The sequence below is a fragment of the Oleiphilus sp. HI0079 genome, from assembly GCF_001635105.1.
Window position 1 is genome coordinate 1 of the sequence record NZ_LWFT01001357.1, and the last position, 1,101, is coordinate 1,101.

Annotated in this window: 2 protein-coding genes; both read right to left on the reverse strand. The window is 46.9% G+C overall.

The window, feature by feature from the left end:
- The coding region (gene ccmA, locus A3750_RS23455; protein WP_068548951.1) for a heme ABC exporter ATP-binding protein CcmA at positions 1-465 on the reverse strand (465 nt) is incomplete at its 3' end.
- Positions 466-594: 129 nt separating this feature from the next.
- The coding region (locus A3750_RS26595) for a putative solute-binding protein (protein ID WP_231871936.1) at positions 595-1,101 on the reverse strand (507 nt) is incomplete at its 5' end.

The following is a 1,101-nucleotide window of genomic DNA, read 5'->3' on the forward strand; positions in this document are numbered from 1 at the left end:
ATCCAAAGAAGCAAAAGGCTCGTCAAGCAGGCAGACCTTTGAACCTGAAGTGAGGATTGAAGCCAGCGCAACTCTGCGGCGCTGCCCTTCGGACATATCGCTGCATAAAACATGCTCATACCCAGCGAGTCCGACCTCCGCTAACGCACCTAAATTATCAATCTGGCGCGCCTCGCAAAACAAAGAATACATCTCCAAATTCTCTGAAGCTGTTAGATTCCGTTTCACGTTGATTTTATGGCCAAAATACTTTGTCGATCGAGCCATCTGGGAACGCTCTATCGTTCCGCTATAACCGCTATATAAACCTGCCAGACAACGTAAAAGCGTGCTTTTACCAGCGCCATTCACGCCCTTAACGTGTACGAGCTCCCCTGCGCAAAGATTAAATGAAAGCCCTTCGAATAAGACGCGATCATCGCGCTCGCAATGAAGCTCACTAACCTGGATGAGGGATTCGGACATCTGCCTATGTGCACTTAAAAAAGGGGTGAAAAGTATAATTTATTTTGCGCTGCGGCTAAATCTTTCCGCGCAGATAAAAACAAAAAAGCCGGCTATTAAGCCGGCTTTCTCACAAGAATTACGTAAAACTTAGAAACGCTCTTCTTTAGGTGCAGAACATTCTCCGCGAGAAGGATCTACAGAACAACGGATCTTCCACAACAAGCTTAACGCTTTAGGATCCAGAACACCTTCGTTACGAAGCTCAGATCGAATCTCTCCGCGGAACTTCTCTAGCGCAGCCTTCGTTGCCTCGTCGGTTTTGATCCAGTACTTAGAAGGAATCTCTGCTTCCGCATCTTTCACCATCTTGTTGATATCGGGTAGACGGTTAAGAATGTACTCACGCATCTGCTGTCCAAAGTCAGGGCTGAAACGATCTTTGTGAGAAATCATCTGCATCATACCGTAAAGAAGTTTCTCGTCGATGATGCCGCCATTCTCGCCAAGACCGTGGTAAAGCTCAAATACGTTATAGCCCAAAGCAACCATTGGAAGAATATCGATGTTGCCATTGTTAAACTGGCCAGAGAACGTTGCAAGCGAAGTACCTACTGGCGACGCACCAGCCAAATCTGCAAACTTGTGGCTTTGTGG